General features: G+C 61.7%; 14 protein-coding genes. 7 read left to right on the plus strand and 7 right to left on the minus strand.

Annotation, left to right across the window (positions count from 1 at the left end; translation table 11 throughout):
- The gene (locus J2R78_RS01715; protein WP_057020241.1) at positions 1–1,236 is read right to left on the minus strand and encodes a glycosyltransferase family 4 protein; all 1,236 of its coding nucleotides are present in this window, start codon (positions 1,234–1,236) and stop codon (positions 1–3) included.
- A 193-nt stretch (positions 1,237–1,429) separates the two neighbouring features.
- On the opposite strand from J2R78_RS01715, the gene J2R78_RS01720 reads away from it, so the two are divergent.
- Both J2R78_RS01720 and J2R78_RS01725 read left to right on the plus strand, forming a co-directional pair.
- A complete protein-coding gene (locus J2R78_RS01720) occupies positions 1,430–2,356 on the plus strand; it encodes a hypothetical protein (RefSeq protein ID WP_225641897.1) in 927 nt (308 codons plus the stop codon).
- Between the two features lie 301 nt (positions 2,357–2,657).
- Entirely contained in the window at positions 2,658–4,937 is a 2,280-nt protein-coding gene (locus J2R78_RS01725; RefSeq protein WP_253610060.1) for a glycosyltransferase family 2 protein, read from the plus strand.
- On the opposite strand, the gene J2R78_RS01730 is transcribed toward J2R78_RS01725, so the two are convergent.
- Positions 4,878–6,653: a glycosyltransferase family 2 protein gene (locus tag J2R78_RS01730; protein WP_253635989.1), complete on the minus strand. Its 1,776-nt coding sequence runs from the start codon at positions 6,651–6,653 to the stop codon at positions 4,878–4,880. The two genes, J2R78_RS01725 and J2R78_RS01730, sit on opposite strands and share 60 nt — an antisense overlap.
- Positions 6,654–6,680: 27 nt before the next feature.
- On the opposite strand from J2R78_RS01730, the gene J2R78_RS01735 reads away from it, so the two are divergent.
- Together J2R78_RS01735 and J2R78_RS01740 are read left to right on the plus strand one after the other, a co-directional pair.
- Positions 6,681–7,052 carry a hypothetical protein gene (locus tag J2R78_RS01735; RefSeq protein ID WP_253635990.1) on the plus strand — a complete coding sequence of 124 codons (372 nt, stop codon included), beginning with the start codon at positions 6,681–6,683 and terminating at the stop codon, positions 7,050–7,052.
- A 400-nt stretch (positions 7,053–7,452) separates the two neighbouring features.
- Positions 7,453–8,760: a UDP-glucose/GDP-mannose dehydrogenase family protein gene (locus tag J2R78_RS01740; protein ID WP_057020237.1), complete on the plus strand. Its 1,308-nt coding sequence runs from the start codon at positions 7,453–7,455 to the stop codon at positions 8,758–8,760.
- A 135-nt stretch (positions 8,761–8,895) separates the two neighbouring features.
- On the opposite strand, the gene rfbD is transcribed toward J2R78_RS01740, so the two are convergent.
- The gene (rfbD, locus tag J2R78_RS01745) at positions 8,896–9,807 is read right to left on the minus strand and encodes a dTDP-4-dehydrorhamnose reductase (RefSeq protein WP_253609493.1); all 912 of its coding nucleotides are present in this window, start codon (positions 9,805–9,807) and stop codon (positions 8,896–8,898) included.
- Positions 9,807–10,361 (minus strand): dTDP-4-dehydrorhamnose 3,5-epimerase, encoded by a 555-nt coding sequence (gene rfbC / locus J2R78_RS01750; RefSeq protein ID WP_225641889.1) that lies wholly within the window; start codon positions 10,359–10,361, stop codon positions 9,807–9,809. Before rfbC ends, rfbD begins: the two co-directional genes overlap by 1 nt.
- A 109-nt stretch (positions 10,362–10,470) precedes the next feature.
- Here rfbC and rfbA point away from each other — a divergent pair, with 109 nt between their 5' ends.
- The 3 genes from rfbA to J2R78_RS01765 all read left to right on the plus strand — a co-directional run bounded on the left by rfbA (position 10,471) and on the right by J2R78_RS01765 (position 13,171).
- Complete coding sequence (gene rfbA / locus J2R78_RS01755) at positions 10,471–11,382, plus strand: glucose-1-phosphate thymidylyltransferase RfbA (RefSeq protein ID WP_018270712.1); 912 nt, start codon at positions 10,471–10,473, stop codon at positions 11,380–11,382.
- Positions 11,372–12,439, plus strand: a complete 1,068-nt coding sequence (gene rfbB / locus J2R78_RS01760; RefSeq protein WP_057020236.1) for a dTDP-glucose 4,6-dehydratase — start codon at positions 11,372–11,374, stop codon at positions 12,437–12,439. Before rfbA ends, rfbB begins: the two co-directional genes overlap by 11 nt.
- Before the next feature lie 165 nt (positions 12,440–12,604).
- Positions 12,605–13,171: a hypothetical protein gene (locus J2R78_RS01765; RefSeq protein ID WP_225161215.1), complete on the plus strand. Its 567-nt coding sequence runs from the start codon at positions 12,605–12,607 to the stop codon at positions 13,169–13,171.
- A gap of 116 nt (positions 13,172–13,287) precedes the next feature.
- On the opposite strand, the gene J2R78_RS01770 is transcribed toward J2R78_RS01765, so the two are convergent.
- From J2R78_RS01770 to J2R78_RS01780, 3 genes are all read right to left on the minus strand, one after another.
- A complete protein-coding gene (locus J2R78_RS01770) occupies positions 13,288–14,532 on the minus strand; it encodes a glycosyltransferase family 92 protein (RefSeq protein ID WP_253610061.1) in 1,245 nt (414 codons plus the stop codon).
- A 503-nt stretch (positions 14,533–15,035) separates the two neighbouring features.
- Positions 15,036–15,959, minus strand: coding sequence for a glycosyltransferase family 2 protein (locus tag J2R78_RS01775; RefSeq protein ID WP_168856486.1), 924 nt, complete (start codon positions 15,957–15,959; stop codon positions 15,036–15,038).
- An 11-nt stretch (positions 15,960–15,970) separates the two neighbouring features.
- The gene (locus J2R78_RS01780) at positions 15,971–18,175 is read right to left on the minus strand and encodes a glycoside hydrolase family 99-like domain-containing protein (protein WP_168856485.1); all 2,205 of its coding nucleotides are present in this window, start codon (positions 18,173–18,175) and stop codon (positions 15,971–15,973) included.
- Positions 18,176–18,286 lie beyond the last annotated feature (111 nt).

The following is an 18,286-nucleotide window of genomic DNA, read 5'->3' on the forward strand; positions in this document are numbered from 1 at the left end:
TTATCCCCCGTACGTGCGCGGGAGGACACCTTCATCAACGAGCGTCAGCATCCGGGGCAGACAGACCCGCTTTGCGTCGTAATTGTCCCGCACGAAGCTGCGCGCCTTCATCCGCATCTTCTTGAAGGCCTTGGGCCGTGACAGCACCGACAGTACCTGATCCGACAGCGCATCAATATCAAAAAACGGCACCAGCAGGCCGTTGCCGTCCGAGATGATATCGCGAAGCGGGGCGGTGTCGGATGCCACCACCGCACATCCCGCGCTCATCGCCTCCAGCAGCGACCAGGACAGCACGAAGGGATAGGTCAGATAGACGTGCACCGAGGAAATCTGCAGCAGCTCGAGATACGGTTCCCGAGGAATCCGGCCGAGGAAATGCACCCGGCGCAGGTCGATATCCGACTTGATCTCGTCCAGGAACATCGACTTCCAGCTCGAACCCTTGGGCGGGTTCGCCCCGTAGGATGTCCCGCTGCCGCCGACGATCACAACCTGCGCATTCGGCCGCGCGGCGAGGATCCTCGGCAGGGACCGCATGAAGATATGGAATCCGCGCACCGGCTCGAGGTTGCGCGAGACGTAGGTGATCACTTCGTCGTCCGCCGACAGCGTCGCACCGTTCGGAAGCTGAAACCGCGCGACGGGATTGGGCTTCACCTCGTCGGTGTCGACGCCCTCGTGGATCACCTCGATCTTGCTCTGAAACTCGGCGGGAAAGGTCGACCTCTGCCATGGCGTCGGCGAGACGCCCGTATCGCATTCCGTGAGCGCCAGCAGCGTGGTCGCATTCTTCAGATGGAGTGCGACATTGCCATCGAGGCCCGTCATGGGAAACTCGGGATCGAAGCCGACGTCCCTGCCCTCGGCACCGTAGTAGAATTCGCAATAGAGGATGATCCGCGCGCGCGGAAACATCGTGCGCAGCGGCAGCGTCTCGCCCCAACCGGGATGCGCGAAGATCAGGTCGGGCACGAAGCCCTGCCCCGACAGCGATGACAGCGCGTACAGAACCTCTTCGGCACGCCGCGATTCGACATCGAAGCGCCGGGCAAACGGATGGACGACCGCGGAATCCGTCTTGGTCGTCGAATATTTGAGCAGCCGGATATCCGGCGTCGTGCTGGCGGTCGACGAACCGACGGCAACGACCCTGTTGCCGGGCTGCTCTGCGAGCGCGCGCGCAATGTGGCGGTACTGGGCCGGAAAGTTATTGTGGACGAACAGGACGTTCATTGGCGGGCGAGCGCGCCCCCCGGCCGCGCGGTCTTCGATTGGGGTCAGGGTCTGCATCATCACCGGCGGTATGTCATCGATTGGCGAGTAAAACTATCTTACCGGATTAACATTAAGCCCCCTTCTATCACACAGATTTTTGGGGCACACTGCGGGAGACTTATCAATCATTCCGTTAGGCTCGCAGGCGACAATGAACGAACAGATTCAGCAGAAAACCATTGATCTGGCACGGGGTCTCTTCCTGGTTCGGTACAATGGCGCAGATGATAAGGTGTCACCTCCGGTGGTGCGCGTATACGCGGATCGCGCCAGCCTTAACAATTGTAATATCATTACCGGACCGGACGTGGTCAATGGAACCCTGTTCGCGCCCGAGACCGCGCTGGTCGTGTCGGTCGCCCGGCCGAGCCGCCTGATCGTCGAGGTCACGGCAGGGCGCGTCGGCGGATCGACCGCCGCCAATATCAAGATCGAGCCGCTGACCCAGGGACAGGCGGCTGAGCAGCAGCCGGCCAGCCAGCCATTCGACATGTTCGAGCCGGAGGCCGGCCCCGGCGAGTTGAGCGACCTCAAGCTGCTCGCGCATGTCGCGGGCCTGGGCGACGTGACCGTCGGCTCGAATGTCTGGATTGCCGGACCGTCCGCGCCGGCCCGGATCGAGGGAATTTCCCTCGAATGGCCCAACAAGCCGCGGGATCTCCAGCTGCAATATGCCGTCAAGTTCGCCAGGCCGCAGCGCGGCGACAACCAGTTCGTTCCTCTCGGAACTTTTGCCGGAACCCGGGGACGCGCATTGGCCATCACGGGGTTCTCGCTGGAAGCCTCGGGTCCCGGCGCGGATCGCTACGCCATCGCGGCTGAAACCATCTTCCTGGGGGCTCCGACCCTGCGGGTCACCGGGAACCGGATTGTGGTGTCGGGTCCTTCCGGACGGGAACCGCTGGTGGGCCTCAAGCTCAATCTCGAGGAGCGCCGGGTGCAGGCAGCCCCGCTCGCGCCCCAGCAGCCGCGGCGCGTCGAACCCGCCACTCCAATGCCGCACCAGGACGGACCCCGCCTCGAGGGACGGGTGCGCGTGTTCCGGAGCCGGCAGGGCGCCGTCAAGACGGCAGGCTGACCATGCGGGCAGATAAGGGCGCCACTTGACCGCCGACGCGCGCAGGATCGCCTTTACGTCCAAAACGCTCCACCACGTCGATCTCGAGCGGGCCGCTGTCGGGGCGCTCGAGGCGCGTGATTTCCGCCTGGCGTTCGCGCTCGCCGACCGCCGCTGCCGGATCCTGCCGCATCCGGGCGCCCGCGCCCATCTGCTGCGCGCGGAAGCGCTGTTTCATCTCGATCTCAGGGATGCGGCCATCGCCGGCGTGGCGAGGGCGCTCGAGCTCGAGCCGGACGATCTGGTCGCTGCCCGGCGAATGATGGCTTGGGGCGACGACCTTCAGCAGATCGAGGCGGCGCGAAGCGTCACGCGGCGTGATGACGATCCGGATTCGGTCAGGAGCGCCCTCCTTCTGCTCGAACAGAGCGGCCAGGACAGCTGCGCCCGCATCGACTTTCTCGATGAAGAGGTGAAGGGATGGGTGACGTGGCGCGGGCCGGACGACCCGCACCTTTCGCTGGCGCAGGCGGATCAATCCAGCACGATCCAGCTTCCCGCCGATCCACGCCACAGATTCGCGCGTGACGGGCGACAGGCTGCGAGCTTCCGTCTGATCCGGCCCGCATCCGCGACCTCGCAGCGCCTGCAGATCACGCAGGCGGACCGGGTGATCGCAAGTGTTCAACTCCCGGCCAACCGCGTTCCGGATCATCGGACCGTACCACGCCGGCCGGCTCGCCTTCGAAACGGCGAACCTCCTCCGCTCACCATCATCATCCCGGTATACCGGGATCTGGCCGCAACGCGAGCCTGCATCGACAGCGCGTTGAATGCGCTCGCCTGCACGCCGGGCTCGACCATCATCGTCGTGGATGATGCGTCGCCCGAGCCCGACATCAAGCGCCTGCTCAATGAGCTCGCCGCCGAATTCCGCATCAGGCTCCTGACCAACGAGCACAATCTTGGCTTTGTCGGCGCGGTCAACCGGGCGCTCGGCGAGACCGGCGCCGGCGACGTCGTGCTGCTGAACTCGGACACGATCGTGCCGAAATACGCGCTGCAACGCCTGCGCAGCGCCGTGCAATCGACGCCGAGGGTGGGCACGGCGACCCCGCTGTCGAACAACGGCGAATACACCAGCTTTCCAATCCCGAACCGGTCAAATCCCCTGCCCGCGGTCGGCGAAATCGAATTGCTGGATGAACTTGCAGGCAGGGCAAATTCCGGGATTGCGATCGACATCCCCAACGGCATCGGGTTCTGCCTCTACATTACCCGCGAATGCCTCGACGCCGTGTGCGAGCTCTCCGACGACTTCTATCGCGGCTATCTCGAAGACGTCGACTTCTGCCTGCGCGCAGCGGAGGCCGGCTTCCGCAACGTGTGCATTCCTTCGGTTTTCGTCGGGCACGAGGGCTCGCGCTCGTTTCTGGGCGAGAAGCGTTCGCTCGTGATGCGAAATCTTCGCGTTCTCGAACACCGTTACCGGCGCTATGCGACGGACTGCGCCGCATTCCTGCTTGCCGATCCACTCCGCGATTGCCGCGCCGCGCTTGAGCTCAAGCTGCTCACGAACCAGCAGGTCGCCGCCGGCCCATCCGTCATCCTCTGCGGCTCGTTCGCCGGCCGCGCAATTGCCATCAGGCGCTGCCGGCAGTTGGCGGCAGAGGATCAGCACGGTGTGATCGTGCAGATCCGCTCCGAGGGACAACGCCAGCTGGCTGCGATGTTCGATCCGGATGGCGGAGCGCCGCAGTCGATCGTACTCGACGTTGCGACGCCTGAGGGCCGCGAAGCTCTTCTGAAGTCTCTCGCCGATCTCGGAATCCGATCGCTCGAGATCGCAGAGCCGAACCGCATTCCCGGCGCATGTCTGGCGCAGCTCACGCAACACTTTGCCTACGACCTCCTGATCACCGACACCGCGCTTGCAACGCGCGCGGCGGTTGGATCAGGCGTTCATCCGGACTGGGCAAGCCTGGTCGCCGGGGCGCGGCGCGTGACTGCGATCGATGACCACGGCGCGGCCTTTTCGGAAGGGGTTCTCGGCCTGCAAGCCGTGAGGCTGAGCGACCCGCCCGCGCCGCCGGCGCTGTATCCCGCCGTGAGCGGCCCCGCGCGTCTCGGCCTGCTGGTCCTGCACGCCAACGCCGCGGAATTTCGCTTCATACGAGCGTTGAGCGATCAACTGGCCGACGCCGACGAAGACGTCGAGATCATCGTGCTGGGAAGTACCCTCGACGATCTCAAGCTGATGCAGCGCACGAATGTCATCGTCACCGGCGATATTGTCGTCGACGACGTCGCCACGCTCATCGAAGGTCACGGCATCACGAAATTGGTTCTCGACATCGGCGAACCATCGTTTGGCCATCCGTTGGTGGACGCGCTGCTGGCAACCGGCCTGCCGATCGCCGCGACGGAATGGAGCTCGACGCCTCCGGGGCGCGGCCGAAGCACGGACCTGCAGCTGCAGCCAGGCTTTGATGCCGATGCAACGATTGCTGCCGTACGCGACTGGGCGGTCGATGACGTCCTGCTACAACCCGATCGGAGGAGCGGTCGACACCGGCGGCAGGTTGGCACGCGGCTTCCATGATCGCGGCGGCCATGCAAGCGAGGAGAACGGCGTCGAATCCAGCCCCAGCAGTGGGCTGTAATAGGGATCGTCGAGCAGCACCTCGCCCCATTTCGCGCGCAGGATCGACAGCTCGCGCCTGAAGCGTGCCCTGCGATCCGGCGCGGAATCGCGACCGCGGCTTGCCGACTCCAGATGAACGAGTTTCGCGTCCGGCGTGAACACGATCCGCTTTCCGAGCTGGCGCAGCTTCAGGCACAAATCGATATCGTTGAAGCTGATCGGAAAGCGGATCTCGTCCATGCCGCCGACGGCCACGAAATCGCGCTTGCGCATCAGGAGGCACGCCCCCGTCACCGCCGAACATTCGTGCGCCACCTGAAGCAAATCGCCATAGCCGGGATCACCATCCATCCGGTCGTTGAAGGCGTGCGCGGCCGAGAAATTGGCTCCCAGCACCACTCCGCCGTGCTGCACGACGCTGCTCGGCCAGAGCAGCTTTGCACCGACGGCTCCGACGTCGGGAGCCGCGAGCCGCCACAGCATCTCCGCCAACCAACTGTCGTCGAGCGCCTCGACGTCATTGTTGAGAAAGCAGATGTTCTCCGTATCGACGCAAGCGACGGCGGCGTTGTTGATGAATGCGAAGTTGAAGGGCCCCTCGACCGAGATCACGTCGATTTCCTGCGCGGACAGACTGTCCAGATAGTCCAGCGTTTCCGGCTCGGTCGAGCTGTTGTCGACGACAAGGATCCGGGCGTTCGTCTCATTTGCCGCCGGCATGACCGTCTCGATGCATCGCTTGAGCAGCTCGGCGCGATTTCTGGTCGGGATGATGATGGTGGTGCGCTCGCTCCAATCGACGGCGCGCTTGACCTGAACGGCCGGAAGAAGACCCGCTTTCCGAGGCTCGACATTGGCCTCGATGCCGGCTCTGGCAAAATACGCCTTGCTCGCGGCGACCAGTTCGGAGGTAGCGGCCGATGCATCAATCCGCGGCAATGCCGCAACCGATCCCGGAAGATGATAGGTTCGATCCGGCTCCGCGCAGCAAAGGAAGATGTCGTAGAGCGACGTCGCCGATAGCAGCGCTTCCACGGCAGGCTCCCGACGCACCGCAAAACAATACGCCCCATAGCCCTGCTCGAGCGCGCGTTCGAGATCGAATGCGGAGAACGCCAGCGGCCAGACAGCGCCGGCGCCTGCAGCAACTTCGACGTCGCCATAGACCATATCGCAGCCGGGTTCGGACGCGAAGAGATCGGCGAAGCGCTGCAAGGCGTCTTCCGCGAGGATCGTTCCGCTCAGACAAAACACAAAGAACGCACTGCCGGCGGCATCGCCGTCGACAAACTCGCGCGCTGCCATGGGATCGAATTGACTGAACGCTCGCGCCGGCAGGGACACCGCCGACCAGGCGGAGTGCCGTTGGGCTTCGAGGCTTTCGATGCTCTCGTCCACCCTGACATCGCCGATCAGGACGACTGCCGCCTCGGATGCAACGTCAGACTGTTCAGATTGTGTCGTCGGCGAGAAGCGCTCTTTCCAGCCGCGATAGGCGTGAAACGGCATCGAGGCCGGCAACACCCGGTCGAACAGCTCTCCACGAAGCCGCTCGCTATCCCAGCGCCCGAGATCCGCGAGCGTTTGCTCCAATCCGCGATCGAAAGCGACAAAGGAAATCGGCTCCGAGATCAGACTCCGTCCCGAAATCGTCCGCGCGGATAGTCCGCGCATGCGACCGTCCGCAAAATGCTCGGGCAGATGAAAATCGATCCGGCGGCCGACGCCGAACTCGCCGCCCCGCGCAACGTTGGTCCACCCGGTCGGCTTCACGGTCATCACCGGGCGTTGCGCGATCAGGATTTCGATGTCCTCGTCGATGTCCTGAGCAAGCCAGCCTTCGAAGCGCAGACCTCCGACCCACTCGATATCGCCGATCCGGTGCCATCGCGCTTCCGGCGCAGCGACATCGCAGCGAATCGGAGCACCGACGGGAGTGCCGATATTTGCCAACCTTGCCTCAATGATCCCAGCGTTCGCGCTGACCTGATCCTGCACGTTGAACGTAAAGCCAAATCGAGCGTCGCCGATCCCGGCGTCGGCAAGCTCTGTTACGAACTCGTCACACAATGATGACATGTATGGCTCGCCGTCGACGAGCAGGTCGACAGTGTAACGCCGGCCGAGATCGGCGCGATCATAGACAAACCCGGAAAACGTCGTGCGATCGGATCTGGAGAACCGCGTTTGCAACGACGCGTATTCAGCTCCTGAGGGCTTCTGCTTGCTAATCGTCTTCATGCTCATGTCCACCCTCAAACGGCAGCTCGAATGTCGGTCGATTTCAAGTTGAGAATGTGTCCATGGTGCGCCCGAGGTGACTAGCGGGCGCTCAGCTGCACTGGGGCGATCACCGTTTGCACAAAAAGCCGCCGACCTCCAACACAAACTATGCGTTATAAAACTTGGCGTTGTCGGCGCCAATTGTGCTAGTGCTAACTCCTCCTCTCCACACTGATCGACGAGCGGATTCATGAAGATTGCAATGGTTGGAACGGGATATGTAGGTCTCGTGTCCGGAGCGTGTTTTGCCGATTTCGGCCATCAGGTCGTTTGCGTCGACAAGGACGCCGGCAAGATCGAAGCCCTGAAGCGCGGCAAGATCCCGATCTACGAAACTGACCTCGATAAGCTCGTCGACACCAACGCCGCGGCCGGACGGCTGACCTTCACGACGGAGCTCGCGGGCGCCGTCGCGGACGCCGATGCCGTGTTCATCGCTGTCGGAACGCCCTCGCGGCGCGGCGACGGCCATGCGGACCTGAGCTACGTCTATGCTGCTGCCAAGGAGATCGGCGCGGCGCTCAAGAAGTTCACCGTGGTGGTGACCAAGTCGACCGTGCCCGTGGGCACCGGCGACGAGGTTGAACGCCTGATCCGCGAAACCAATCCCGACGCCGATTTCGCCGTTGCGTCGAACCCCGAATTCCTCCGCGAAGGCGCCGCAATCCAGGATTTCCGCCATCCCGACCGCATCGTCGTCGGCACCGAGGACGACCGGGCCAAGAGGGTGATGGGCGAAGTCTATCGTCCGCTCTATCTGAACCAGGCGCCGATCCTCTATACCGCGCGACGCACGGCGGAATTGATCAAATACGCCGCGAATGCCTTCCTTGCCACCAAGATCACCTTCATCAACGAGATCGCCGATCTCTCCGAGAGGGTCGGGGCGAACGTGCAGGAGGTCGCGCGCGGCATCGGGCTCGACAACCGGATTGGAACCAAGTTCCTGCATGCCGGCGCCGGCTATGGCGGCTCCTGCTTCCCGAAGGACACCCGTGCGCTGTTCAAGACCGCGCTCGACCACGACGTCCAGCTGAAAATCGTCGAGGCCACGCTGACCGCGAACGACAACCGCAAGCGCGCGATGGCGCGCAAGGTCGCCAACGTGCTCGGCGGCGAGCTGCGCGGCAAGACCATCGGCGTGCTCGGCCTGACCTTCAAGCCCGACACGGACGACATGCGCGAGGCGCCCTCGATCCCGCTGATCAACGGCCTGATCGACTTCGGCGCCAAGGTTCGTGCCTACGATCCCATTGGCATGGAGCAGGCGCGCAAGGAATTGCCTGAGATCGAGTACTGCAAGGATGCCTATGAATGCGCGCGCCAGGCCGATGCGCTGGTGATCGTGACCGAGTGGCGCCAGTTCCGCGCGCTCGATCTCAAGCGCATCAAGCAGGAGATGAAGCATCCGGTCGTCGTCGACCTGCGCAACATCTACCGTCCGGACGAGATGGCCGCGCACGGCTTCACCTACGACAGCATCGGTCGGCCGCGCTGAGCGCTCGCGCCCGGCGACGATAGCCGCCGGCCGGTTCAATCCTTGAGCCTTGGTTCTGATCAAATCAGAACCAAGGCTCTTTTCTTGTCTGACGCGTTTTCTTCACGCGCACCGGCATCCGCTTCCGAAGCGGCCCTAAGCGTGGGCGGGCGCGCCGAGCTGGACAAACGCATCCAGTTCGCGCGCCAGCGCTTCCTGCCAGGTCGGCATCGCCACGCCGAACTGCGCCTTCAGCCGCGACAGATCCAGCCGCGAATTGCCCGGACGCATCGCCTTGGTCGGGAATTCGGCCGCTGCGATCGGAGCGATGTTCTCGACCGCCAGCGTGACCCCGCGGGACCTCAGCCCGCCGACAATGGCGGTTGCGAAGCCATGCCAGCTGGTTTCGCCGGCGCAAACGAGATTGACGACACCTCCCCGGCGCACGAGCTGATCGTGCAACGTGGTGAGGTTCGGCAGGACGATGCCGGCGACCGCACCGGCGATCGCTGATGCCGTGGTCGGCGCACCGATCTGATCGGCCACGATCCGCAGCTCCTTACGCTCGCCGGCGAGCCGCGCGATGGTGCGCAGGAAATTCGTGCCCTTTGCGGCATAAACCCATGAGGTGCGCGCGATCAGATGCGCCCCGCCCGCCGCCTGGATCGCGACATCACCGGCAAGCTTGCTGGCGCCGTAGACCGACAGCGGTTCGGTCGGGCTGTCCTCGCGCCACGGCCTGTCGCCAGAACCATTGAAGACGTAGTCCGTGGAGAAATGCACCAGCGGCACGCCGTTCGTTGCAGCCCATTTGGCGATCGCTTCAGGTCCCTTCGCGTTGACCAGGAACGCCAGCTCACGCTCGTCCTCGGCGCGATCGACGGCGGTATAGGCCGCCGGATTGATGATGAGATCGGGCTTCAGACTCTCAAGCTGGCTCGTCAGCATCTCCGGCTTCGACAGATCGAACTCCGCGGTGGGCGGCGCGATGATCGTGCCGTGGCTCTCCAGCAAAGGCTTGAGCGCACTGCCAACCTGGCCGCGTGTTCCCGTCAACAAGATCCGCATCAGATTTGTCCATAGGTCGGAAGGTTGCTGGCGTCGGCGAGGAGCGGCGCGTCCGCATCCTTGGCCGACAGCTGTGGCTTGTCGACGCCCCACTTGATCCCGATCGCGGGATCATTCCACCGGATCGAGAGCTCGTCCTTGGGACTGTAGAAGTCATCGCATTTGTAGAAGAAGTCGGCGGTCTCCGAGAGCACCACGAAGCCGTGGGCGAAGCCGCGCGGCACCCATAATTGCCGGCGGTTCTCCTCGCTCAATTCGACCGCGACATGCTTGCCGAAATTCGGACTGCCGACGCGCACGTCGACGGCAACGTCCAGCACCTTGCCGCGCAGCACAGAGACGAGTTTGCCCTGGGTGACCGGGTTTTGCAGATGCAGCCCGCGCAGCACGCCATAGGCCGACCGGGACATGTTGTCCTGCACGAACGGACGCGTGATGCCGTGCTCGACATAACGCGGAGCCTGGTAGGTCTCGAGGAAGAAGCCGCGCTGGTCGCCGAACAGCTTCGGCTCGACGATCAGAACTTCAGGAAGCTCGGTCTTGATGACGTTCATCTAACATTTGTTCCAGTTTGACGCGCTTGAAATGTTAATTTCCTTCTCATAACAAACTTGTGCAGCGCACGCTATATGTTATGTTCTGATAGTCAAATTGTGAGGGACCATGAAAGGCATTATCCTTGCCGGTGGCACCGGCTCGCGCCTCTATCCGGTGACGACAGTCGTCTCCAAGCAACTGCTGCCCGTGTTCGACAAGCCGATGATCTACTATCCGCTGTCGACGCTGATGCTGGGCGGAATCCGCGATATCCTGATCATTTCCACGCCGCAGGACAAGCCGCTGTTCCAGCGCTTGCTTGGCGATGGCAGCGAGATGGGTGTCCGGTTCGCCTATGCCACGCAGGAGACCCCGCGGGGTCTTGCCGACGCCTTCATCGTCGGACGCGACTTCATCGGTGATGACTCCGTTGCCCTTGTGTTAGGGGATAACATTTTCTATGGCCACGGCCTGCCGAGCATGCTGTCGTCCGCCTCGATCCGCAAGAAAGGCGCCACCGTGTTCGGCTATGTCGTGAACGCGCCTGAACAGTACGGCGTGATCGAGCTGGACGGCACCGGCCGGGCGCTCTCGATCGAGGAGAAGCCGAAGCGGCCGAAATCCAACGTCGCGGTCACCGGCCTCTACTTCTACGACAATGATGTGGTCGACATCGCGGCCGGCATCAGGCCATCCCCGCGCGGCGAGATCGAGATCACCGACGTCAACAAGGCCTATCTCGAACGCGGCGACCTCTATGTCGAGGTGCTCGGCCGCGGCTTTGCCTGGCTCGACACCGGCACCCATTCCTCGCTGGTCGAGGCCAGCCATTTCGTCCAGATCCTGGAGCAGCGCCAGGGCCTGCGCATCGCCTGCCCCGAGGAGATCGCGCTGCGCCAGGGCTACATCTCGCTCGAGGCGTTCGCGAGGGTCGCACAGAAGACCGCCAAGAGCAGCTACGGCGAGTACCTGCTGTCGGTCTACCGCTCATTCCACGGCGAGCCGCGCGCGGCGGAGGTATTCAAACATGCGGTTTAAGGGATCGACGATCTTCGTCACCGGCGGCGCCGGCTTCATCGGCTCCGCCGTGGTCCGCCACCTGCTGCGCGACACCCACGCCCGCGTCGTCAACATCGACAAGCTGACCTATGCGGCAAACCTGGCCTCGCTGCCCCGTGCCGCCGAAAGCCTGAATTACACCTTCGAGAAGGCCTGCATCTGCGAGGCGCAGAACCTGCGCCGGCTGTTCGAGAAATATCAGCCCGATGCTGTGATGAACCTTGCCGCGGAAAGCCATGTCGACCGCTCGATCGACGGCCCCGGCGAATTCATCCAGACCAACATCGTCGGCACCTTCACGATCCTGCAGGAGACGCTGCGCCACTGGCGTTCGCTCTCGCCCGAGAAGCGCGACCGGTTCCGCTTCCTGCATATCTCGACCGACGAGGTGTTCGGTTCGCTCGGCGACGAAGGGCTGTTCACCGAGACCACGGCATATGCGCCGAACTCGCCCTATTCGGCCAGCAAGGCATCGTCCGATCACCTGGTGCGGGCCTGGCGCGAGACCTACGAGCTGCCGACCTTGGTGACCAACTGCTCCAACAATTACGGCCCCTATCACTTCCCCGAAAAGCTGATCCCGCACATGATCATCAAGGGGCTCGCCGGCGAGCCACTGCCGGTCTATGGCGACGGCAAGAACATCCGCGACTGGCTGTTCGTCGAGGATCACGCCAAGGCGCTGACGCTGGTGCTGGAGCGCGGCGAGGTCGGCGAGACCTACAATGTCGGCGGCCGCAACGAGCGCACCAACCTGCACGTGGTCGAGAGCATCTGCGACCTGCTCGACGAGGTCGTGCCGGCCGCGGCAGGCCCGCGCCGCCAGCTGATCAATTTCGTCGCCGACCGGCCCGGCCACGACCGCCGCTATGCCATCGACGCCACCAAGCTCGAAACCGAGCTCGGCTGGCGCGCCGAGGAGAATTTCGAGACCGGCATCGCCAAGACCGTGCGCTGGTATGTCGACGAGCAACCCTGGTGGCGCGCCATCCTGGAGGGCGGCTACAAGGTGGAGCGCGTCGGCTTGAACCAGTAGTCGCCGATCTTTCCAATCACCGGCGTGGATGGCCAACAGGACGTCGAGAAGCGCGATGACGACTCAACCAGATATCATCGCTGCTTGAAAAGCCGCGACCGCCTTCCGACGGTGGATTGGCAGCCACCCGCCAGACAACAACTCGAGAAACCACGGAATCCCGTCATGAACATCGCAATGGACGGTCAGGAACTGACACTGTTCAAAAGTTTCGTGGACCTCTCGACGCGGTATCTGGAATTTGGCTCGGGAGGAAGCACTTGGCTGGCCTGTCAAACCAAGAAGGAGTGGGTCATTTCCATTGATTCCTCCGCGGAATGGCTCGCCAACGTTGCCGACGCCACGGGCGACGCGAGCACCAAGCCTTTGCTGCTGCACGTCGATATCGGCAAGCTGCGCGAGTGGGGTTATCCCGTGGAAAAGGACAAGGAGCGCTCGTGGCCCGAGTATCACGAACGTGTCTGGGAGCGTCCGGAAAGCAAGACCGCCGACCTGTATTTCGTTGACGGCCGGTTTCGCGTGGCTTGCTTCGTACAGTGCGTGCTTCACGCCGCACCGGGAGCCTTCATCGCAATTCACGACTTCGAGAATCGTCCCCACTACCATTCGGTGCGGACGGTCGCTCGCGAAATCGCGCGCGCCAACAACATGTCGATCTTCCAAAGGCCGGCAGAGATTGATCTCGTCGCCGCACAGCAGTTGCTTGCGAAATACCGGCTGGAACCGCTGTAGCCGATCGCTGCGGCCAGAGTAGCCGATCGCGGCGATCAAGAATCACTTCAAGCACACGATCGGGCGCGCCGCCTGGCGCGCCCTCCTCCAGCGAGGACATCGCTGTTCCCTTGAATTCAGCCCTGAATCAGTTTCTTCAGCTCCGGAAGAAACCTCTGGATCGTGGCGTCTTCGACATCGTTGCGATCGCGCAACGTGAAGAATTCCATTGCGCGGATCTTTTCAGGATCTCCATCGCCGAGCGGCCTGCCCCGCTCACGCTTCTTCAGCAATTGCTGCCGCGACTTCGTGTAGTAGTGATTGATCACGAGCTTGTTCCGCTTCGGAGCAGTGCAGCGCCCGCCGATCGGGAAGACAGGCGTGCCGTCCTCGTGAACGTAGCAACCCAAGACAAGCGATTGATGGGGATGCAGATAGGACACGATGGTGTCAGGCCGCACGATTGACTTCATGATGAAATGATCCGGGAAATCGTCCGGAGCACGACGCGTGAAAGATTCGATGCACAGACCGGCCGGCCTCGCGTCGTGACCGTTCGACCCGAAGTTCAACCAATGCACCGCCACCGCCGGCGCCGGCCCGAGCTCGGTCAAGACGTCCTTGATGTTGCCGGCCTGCGTCGGAAACAGATACTCATCGGCATCGATGAAGGCGCACCATTCGGCACAATTGCGGTAGCTGTCGATCGCATGCGAGAACGCGCGCATCTGGCCGAATTCCCCTTCCACGAAATGATAGGTGATCATTTCGGGCCACGGGAAGGACTCGATCACGGCACGAGTATCATCAGTGCTGCCGTTGTCGTAGAGGTAGAAGTGATCAACGCCGACCAGTTTGTGGAAGTGTAGCCATTCCAGCAGATCGTCGCCTTCGTTCTTGATGGCGCACACCACCGCCAAGCCGTGCTTCTTGCGATCGACCCCGGCGTAGAGCTTCTTGGCCTCCATCACGCGCAGGAGGCCGGCAAACTCTCGCCGCAGATTTTCACTTTTCGGGGCCGCAATGAGCGCGGCAAGATAGACATCCTGCGCTTCATGGGCGGACCCCATATTGAGGGCCGCGATTGCCAGGCGATGCAACACCCGCGAGTCGGATGGCATCTGCTTGACGAGGTCGAGAAGGATTCCACGCGCTCCGGCGAAATCGCATGCCTGCACAAGCGCCGCCGCCTTTGCAAACTGGAATTCCTTGTAATCACCGAATTGCTGCTCCAACTGCTTGACCGATTGGATCAGCTCGTCGGGCTTCGGATTTGCGATCCGCCCGGAAAAGAAATCTCTAAGCCTTGTCTCGATCTCACTTGCTGGAAGCGTATCGAGATTCACGCCTGAGCTGAAACTAGACAATGCTGGAATTTCCATGTCCAACCTGAGCCGCTCCACGAGATCAACAAGCTATTAACATTGGTTCGCACCACGAATTCCCTATTAGCGCACATATCCTACAAGAATAAGGCTATAACACGCAGTGCTCACAATTAACTCTTGTAAGGTTATTTCGAGGAAAATCAATACAATAGAGCAAGGGGCTCGACGTCATTTGCACGAAAACCGCGTCACAGGACCGGAACGATCGGAGATCGCCGATGGACGACGGGAATGAAGCAGTCCGCCAGTCGTTCGGGCTTACAAGAACGATGCTTTTGACATCGTTATCCGCAAGCCTCCCGCCCGGCGCGTTCAGCTTTTTGAGTTCCAGCACCCTGCGGCGGCTGCGGCACGCTCCAGACCTCTCGTCGGCGCAATTCGATCGGACGCCAGGCTCCCAGCCGACGAAGCGACGAAGCAATCGCTCGGTCTCCATCCCAATCAAGGCCCCGTTCCGATTGTGTCGGAACGGACAAGACTAGCCTTGCATTGCTCGATCAGCGCCAGCGAACCGGCCGGGTCCGATCGTTCGACTCCACCGTCCGGTGTTCTACATGATAGGGCGCGTAGATCTGCTTCACCCAATAGTTGAAGTTCGGGTGCAGCTTCACGAAGTCATAGAATGAATCGCCGAAATTCGACGGACTGAGGCAGGTCTTGTTCTGAGGCCGTGACGCGATTGCATTCAGGCAATACGACATCATGCAAGCCTTTGTCTCGCTCTCTGCCACCTTGCTCAGACTTCGGAAACTGTTGGTTGAATGAAGTCGGTACAGATAGCGGTCGGTTTCGAGATAGGTCGGCTCGACCTTGGTTACCGCGCGCAACGCAAAGTCCCAGTCATGGCAGTATTTGAGATCGGCAAGCCAACCCACCTGCCGCAGCAGTTCACGGCTGAAGACAAAGTTTCCGGTCGATGCCGCGATCTGAGAATCCAGAAATGTCCATGACAACGGCGCACCTGCGATCTGGGCCCGATCGATCGCATAGCGCAGGCGCGTTGGAAACTGGAAGTTGCTGATCGACTTTCCATGTTCGTCGATTGGCTCAACCGCCGAGAAGCCGAAGAACAGCCGATCATTGGCATGCTTATCCGCGAACAGCCGAACCCGATCCTTGGAAAAGGCATCGTCCGAATTCAAAAGGAAAATCATGTCGCCGTTCGTCAGCGATAATGCCCTGTTCCAGGTGTAGTGGGCGCCAAGATTTTGAGGGTTCTTGAGCAGCTTGCAGGAAACAAAGCGCTTTCCGAACGACCTCTTCTTGAGGACCCTCTGCGCGACTTCAAAACTCTTGTCCGGCGAATTGTCGTCTACGATGACGAGCTCGATGTCGGCAAACGTCTGTTGATAGACAGTCTCAAGGCATTCCTCAAGATACTGCTCATGCTTGTAGCACGCGATGACAACACTTGCGAGCATCGGTGGCGACCTCAACGTCTCACGATGATCGAGTGGCGAGACCGCACGAGTGCACTAGTCCCGTCGCCGACCTCCAGAACCGCAAGTTGATATTCACCATCCGGCAAATCTCGAATCGAGAAGGACAGCTGGAAACCGAAATAGCAGTCCTTGCTCTCGGCCTTCATATACTCCTTCACGTCCACGCGCTCGTGCCAATCTACGATCAGGCAATAGCCGCCGTTTGCTGCGCCATCCGGAGTAAGCCCCGACAGGACCAGGAATCCCGTTCTCTGTCGGCTGGCCTCAAAGGCGTTGCCCGCGCAAATCCATCCCCGCACCAATATCTCATAGCGCGGATCGACAATCACCCGTTCGCCGGTTTGAGAATTGATGTTCTCGATCACCAGCAACGAACCTGCCGGATTACCGGACGCGCCTTCTGCCTCCACTGGCGTGCCGCTTCTTACGCGCTGCACCCCCGAATGGGTGAGGCCCGACCGGTGCAGGCTTGCGAGCACTTCGACATGCGTCGAGGCTTCTTTTACCGCCCACTCAAGCTCCTGCCTACTCAGGCAATCCAGCAAATCCGGGCTATTTCGAATCTGGGCCGAAATGGGCTCAGCCGAAGCGACCCTTCGCACGACCTCGAGAAACGCCCGTCCATGGCGCGAATCCGGCTCGAGATGCGCACCTTCCGCCCACTCGTTCCAGGAATTGATAAACACCAATGATTCGGAAAAGCTGTTGCCCTTGGCACGCAGGGTTGCATCGCGAAGCCAAACCTCAAACGCTTCCGGACTGGACCTGGTAAAGACGTGACCGCGCGGCCCCTTGCGAGGCGTATTGTCCCAACGCGGCATCACCGCAGGAAAGAACGGAAAGTCGTAGATCTTGCCGATCGACGATCGCATGGCGTCGACATAGTCGTACACCTTTCCAGCGAAGGTCGGCGGTGCATCGACTTCGGTCGGCGGCACCTCCCTTGTCGAGACCGTGTGCGGAGGAAACTCGATTGCCGCGTCGCAATTGACGTCGCGCGGATCGAACTCTCCGAACGTCATCGCATTGCAAATGAGAAGCTCGCCGATTCCGAGTTCTCTGGCTCGCTCGCGCCAAATCTCGAACAAGCGCTGCTTGTCCGGCAACAATGACGGCCTGTAGATGACGATGACCTTTCGACCGTCGACAGTTATGTAGCGCTCATCGAGCAGCAGGTCGGCCATGTCGTCGATAAAGCGGACATCGTCGTCCAGGGAGTGGTTTTGTCCCAACAGAAGCTCAGCGTCCGAGCCGTCCCACCGACGAGACCAATTCTCGTTTGCCCAGCAAATGCAGAAAGGCAGGTTCGGCTCGCCGTCCTCGAGCAGCAGCTGAAGCGGCTTTTCCAATAACCTTCGGCCCTGGAACCAATAGACGTAGTAGCAAAATCCATCGATGCCGTACTGGCGCGCCAGCTCGCCCTGCTGACGACGCGTTTCCGGCAGCCGGACGTCATAGAATCCAAGATCGGCCGGCAACCATGGGGACTCGTGTGCCGGAAACTGGGCACGCATGCGCGCGACGTTGGTCCACTCGGTAAACCCTGGCCCCCACCACCTGTCATTTTCATCAAATGAATGGAATTGCGGGAGGTAGAAGCAAATGTAGCGCACCTCCTTGGGAGGCGCGTCCGCCAGTCCAGCAACGATCCTGTTGTTGCTCGGAAACAACAGGTCGTCGTAGTCCGCGGTCGAGAACCCCAGCGCGACGATCAATTCGCCTGGCGTATAGTTCTCGAACAGGGGTATTTCGTAGTACTCGCCATCATTCAGGCTGATACGCAGATAGATCTGCGCACGCTTAGGCTCCACAAGCGCGTTTCTCAGGGCGCGCGCCAAGCGACGGCGCACTCCCGGCGCGGATAGATCGATACGAAATCCGGGACGTCCGATCACGCTCCGCGGACCTACGCGGGCCGGCATAGATCGGCCTGTCCGTCCCTCCTCGACACAGTGGGAACCGACAAAAAGTGCGATCGAAACGGTTGAAGCGGGCGACTGGGCATCGACAATCCAACCCGAAATCCCACGCCCCGAATACTCCAGTATCGCGCCGCGCAGACGCGATCCTGACTGGAGATCGCCTACGTCGGGATCCAGGAACAGGCTCTGCGGATGGTCGTCCTGCTGAACCGGACTGGCAACGGGCAACATATCCTTTGTATCCCTGACGCTCCGTTCGACCATCTTGTTCATTGCCACTCAATCTCCTGCCAACGCTCAGCGCCGGGTCCAGTTTCTCTTTCCCGGTCGCGCGGAAGTTCGATCCCGAGATCACGCTGCCTGACATGCCCGGATCGTGACCTC

The sequence above is a fragment of the Bradyrhizobium sp. USDA 4538 genome (assembly GCF_024171045.1).
Classification (GTDB): domain Bacteria; phylum Pseudomonadota; class Alphaproteobacteria; order Rhizobiales; family Xanthobacteraceae; genus Bradyrhizobium; species Bradyrhizobium australafricanum.

Bases quoted from the DNA above. Each gene is read 5' to 3' on its own strand.
- J2R78_RS01715 (WP_057020241.1), bottom strand. From the start codon at position 1,236: ATGAACGTCCTGTTCGTCCACAATAACTTTCCGGCCCAGTACCGCCAC.
- J2R78_RS01720 (WP_225641897.1), top strand. From the start codon at position 1,430: ATGAACGAACAGATTCAGCAGAAAACCATTGATCTGGCACGGGGTCTC.
- J2R78_RS01725 (WP_253610060.1), top strand. From the start codon at position 2,658: ATGGCTTGGGGCGACGACCTTCAGCAGATCGAGGCGGCGCGAAGCGTC.
- J2R78_RS01730 (WP_253635989.1), bottom strand. From the start codon at position 6,653: ATGCGCGGACTATCCGCGCGGACGATTTCGGGACGGAGTCTGATCTCG.
- J2R78_RS01735 (WP_253635990.1), top strand. From the start codon at position 6,681: ATGAAAATCGATCCGGCGGCCGACGCCGAACTCGCCGCCCCGCGCAAC.
- J2R78_RS01740 (WP_057020237.1), top strand. From the start codon at position 7,453: ATGAAGATTGCAATGGTTGGAACGGGATATGTAGGTCTCGTGTCCGGA.
- rfbD (WP_253609493.1), bottom strand. From the start codon at position 9,807: ATGCGGATCTTGTTGACGGGAACACGCGGCCAGGTTGGCAGTGCGCTC.
- rfbC (WP_225641889.1), bottom strand. From the start codon at position 10,361: ATGAACGTCATCAAGACCGAGCTTCCTGAAGTTCTGATCGTCGAGCCG.
- rfbA (WP_018270712.1), top strand. From the start codon at position 10,471: ATGAAAGGCATTATCCTTGCCGGTGGCACCGGCTCGCGCCTCTATCCG.
- rfbB (WP_057020236.1), top strand. From the start codon at position 11,372: ATGCGGTTTAAGGGATCGACGATCTTCGTCACCGGCGGCGCCGGCTTC.
- J2R78_RS01765 (WP_225161215.1), top strand. From the start codon at position 12,605: ATGAACATCGCAATGGACGGTCAGGAACTGACACTGTTCAAAAGTTTC.
- J2R78_RS01770 (WP_253610061.1), bottom strand. From the start codon at position 14,532: ATGGAAATTCCAGCATTGTCTAGTTTCAGCTCAGGCGTGAATCTCGAT.
- J2R78_RS01775 (WP_168856486.1), bottom strand. From the start codon at position 15,959: ATGCTCGCAAGTGTTGTCATCGCGTGCTACAAGCATGAGCAGTATCTT.
- J2R78_RS01780 (WP_168856485.1), bottom strand. From the start codon at position 18,175: ATGAACAAGATGGTCGAACGGAGCGTCAGGGATACAAAGGATATGTTG.